Consider the following 3,808-nt stretch of genomic DNA (forward strand, 5'->3'; position numbering starts at 1 on the left):
ATATCGCCACTGGTATAACCCATTTTTAATTTTTTGCGAGTTTCGGCTTTTATGGCACTACCAAACCATAATAAAAATTCACCAATGTACATATTAAAAAATCTCCTGCAGTGCTTGATACCACTCGGTCAGTTCTTCGCCTAAGTCAGCAAATTTTTTGCGTTCAGGTTTATTACTAAAACAGCAGCGGTCAAACCATTTTTGCATGGCGTTATCATCAATAATAATGAAACATACACTAACCACAATAATAATTACTGAGGCATAAAAAATAATGCAAGCCAACGTAGCTGCGGCTTCAGCGCCAATAGCAAATCGACCAATGGTTAACCCTACTTCTGCTAAACTTACCCAAATGGTGCGCTCTATACTTGTTGTGATAATATTATTAAACCATGGTACTAGCGTACCTAAAGCGACCACAAATTGGGAAATGCTTAGCACTATAGTTGCAAGACCTCTAGCAAAATAAGCTATTGCAATACCTGTACTACGCTTTTTAATTGCTTTTACCATATCCGTAATATCCAATACACCCGACATCCCCCCCGCAATTAATGATAAACTCGCTGACCATAAAAAGTATCGACCAAAAGCATTATAGGTGACCGTTGCGGTTCTTGAATTCGGATTGTTTTCGATACAGCATTGCACTGCGCTGGTTAATATTTGCACTCCTGCAGCTGTACTTCCCATCAGTGATGCGGTTAATTCGGCAAATTCACGTGAGTTGTTCCATTGACCATTGATTAATTTTTTAGCGGATTCATAGCCACTAAATGCAAATATCATCATGGCAATTTTAGTATTAACTAAATCGGCATTGGTAAAATTGTTACGAGCAACACGTGTTATTTGCGCAGCACCCCGTCTGGGTGTGGCTCTAAATGTGTGCCCATTAATACTATAGCCTGATTCATACATTTCAAGCGCTTTTGTGCTAATGCTTGCCAAAATTAGATTGCCTAAACGGTTTTGAATCGTTTGGTTAAATCTTTGGGTGGTTGCCCTTAAAAAGCTTCTAACTAAATCGGCAAAAGTAACTGATAACAATGCTATTGGAAAGCCACGTTCTGCCATTACTTCTACCACTCGATCGGTTTGATTAACATGATTGGTCAATTTATTTAGTAAGCTAATGGCATTATCTACATCAGGCATTTGTCTGTTATCATCACTCGATTCGTTGATCGCGATGTTTTGTTGAATATCGAGATATTCGTTAATATTATCAATTAAATTTTTGTTGTTAAAAAGATAGGTACGCATACATAAATTGGCTTGGGTTATTTGAGGTTCAAGCCACCATTCATCAAGAATTTGCCTAATTTTTTCTGAACTGTTTACTCCACACAGGCAAACGCTCATTTGTAATTGAAACATAATGCCATCTATGGTTTGTGTGTTGTCATATAAATCTAATGCAGAAATTAGCTGGCTCGATTTTAACCATTTTATGTAATCATCAGCACGCTTTTCTGCTAGTTCTTCCAAGCTTTGACTGAGCTCATTAAATTCTTTTTCAAATTCGTCCATTTTTTCTTGTGATAGACGATTCCAATAAAATTTTTTAAAATCTTCTTTAGATAGTTCTTCAGTTTGTTGTTCTAGCAATTCTTCTTCGGCTTTTTGGAAGATTTCTCTTCTTTTATTATTTGCCATATCACCAATAGAAGGGATAGTGATTTTGTCATTGCCCCAGCTTGAAAACTTTTCCCAGTTTTTATTCTGTTTGATTATCTGCTTGATTCGGTGCTGATGAAACGATTCTTTAAACCCTAATAGTTGTCTTAAAATGATTAAACGGTGTTCGTTGGATATGCCTTCATTATCTTTGCCTTCCATCCATGGTTTCATTACTTTTTCAAGGGCTTGATAACGGCGTTTATTTAAACTTTGAGTTATGCCGATAGCATCATGCACTACAATAGCTGCACCTTGGCGCTCTTTTAATGTTTTATATAGCGATAAATAACGAAAATAGTATTGCATGATATTTTTATCACCAAAAAAAGTGCGTTGTTCGTAAATATATTGTATTACTTGTAATTGCTGGCGTGCGTAATCTCGTTCGCCTGTTTTAAAATCATAGGGACTTTTGCTATGTAAAAACGATTCTTGTTCGGCTATTTTCATCGCAGTTGAAAACTCTAAAATATTGGATAGTAGGTCGTCGTCTTTTATGGATTTTTGACCACTACGGATTTGATCTGGCGTTACGCCTTGTAGTTCAAATTCAGGCGTGGTTTGATAAAACTCTAATCTTTCATTGGTTATTTTGTTAGGACTGAATAAAAAATGAATTTTAAAGATTTCTTTACTGTTTTTGAAACTGATGTAAGAAGCATCAGCTCCGTCTGTGGCAATGTTACAGCTATAGGTTGGTGAAGTGTTTGGTACTGTGTTTATATCGCTATATTCCACTAAGCAACCTGTCGGGCTTGATGTAAAAGCACGCCATTTTTTTTCGCCGTTATTTCGATCTTCAAGAACATATAAATAGCCTTGCCTTAACATTTGTACGCAATATTTTGAGTGTTCCAATGGCAAATTCGATACCATTTGTTGAGCAAAATCAGGTAAAGGCGGCAGTTCAACGTCTGCTTTAAGATTATGTTTAAGTGTTTTGTTTTTACCCATAAAGCCAGAAATAGATAAGCGAGTTGGCAGTACAATTAAGTCGCCTTCCTTTTCTTGGCATTTTGGGCATCGTTTACCTGAATCGTTTTGTTTGATTTTTGCTGCTAATATTAGATTAACTAAATTTTCCAGATTTGCCATGTTTTATTCCTAATCTAAATTCTTTAAATATTGTTCAAGTTGATTGATGTTTTGGTTTGTCATTAATTCAAATAATAAATCATCATTAATTTGTCTAAAAAATTGTTCAGGTTGTGCCATTGCATAATGAATAATTACGTCCATTTTTTGTTGGTTAGGTCGATAAAATGTTACTTTATATATCCAATCTAATAGTTGTTTTAATGTACGTTGCTCAGTGTTGGATAAAGTTTTTTGTTGTTGTTTGGCTAGCTGATATTCATAAGCGTTGTAAATTTGCGCTATTTCGATTTTTAGCCATTGTTTGGGTGATAGTTGATATTGGATATCTGATAAGATTAATTCGGGTTTATGGTGCAATTGGGTGTAGCTATTTTGCCAGAAATACCAATATTCAATACAACCTAATAGGTTATTTAATTGCTTTTCATTCAATATTTCAATTAAGTGTTTTAAAACGTGTGAGTCATAAAACCGTAGAAGATACTTGCTTCCATTGTATGACATAAACATCGCATTACTAATATGGTTTTGTATATATTTAATCGAATAAGGTGAAGCGATGAGCGCTATCGCTGCCGATTTTTTATTTTTGAGTTCAATAATAAGCTGTTCGATATAGGTTGTTTGTTTAGGTATGGCGCATAGTTGCAAGAGTTCATGATCTTGTGATACGGTATCTTGCCTATCACGAATCGGTACTATTGATTCAAATTCAAAATAATTATCAAAGAAAAAATTATCATTAATTTTGGGATCAACTAATAAATACATTTTACCAAATTGCTGAATTTGCTCAGCAATAGTGTGATTTATTTCTTGGTCTAAAATTGTTTTAATCATTATTTTCTTTCCACAATAATGGCATGTTTTTCAGCACTATCTTCTTGTACCCCCTTACAAATGGAAGGTAATTCGTTTTGAATCTTTTTTTGTGCTGTTCCCATCTTCTGCAATACATTACACTTAAGATAGATATTATCCTGTGTACCCAGTTCGATACCTTCGCTGCTGATTTTGATATAAG

General features: G+C 34.7%; 3 protein-coding genes. All 3 read right to left on the bottom strand.

The genetic code is table 11. The features are described from left to right. Nucleotides 1-93: 93 nt before the first annotated feature. Entirely contained in the window at nucleotides 94-2,781 is a 2,688-nt protein-coding gene (locus tag GQ594_RS11720) for a T6SS effector BTH_I2691 family protein (RefSeq protein WP_160413126.1), read from the bottom strand. Nucleotides 2,782-2,790: 9 nt separating this feature from the next. Then, nucleotides 2,791-3,624, bottom strand: coding sequence for a DUF4123 domain-containing protein (locus GQ594_RS11725; RefSeq protein WP_160413124.1), 834 nt, complete (start codon nucleotides 3,622-3,624; stop codon nucleotides 2,791-2,793). Then, on the bottom strand, nucleotides 3,624-3,808 hold a 185-nt coding region (locus GQ594_RS11730; RefSeq protein WP_160413122.1), incomplete at its 5' end, for a DUF2345 domain-containing protein. The genes GQ594_RS11730 and GQ594_RS11725, both read right to left, overlap by 1 nt.

The organism is Gilliamella sp. Pra-s52 (assembly GCF_009795805.1).
In the GTDB taxonomy this organism is placed as follows: domain Bacteria; phylum Pseudomonadota; class Gammaproteobacteria; order Enterobacterales; family Orbaceae; genus Gilliamella.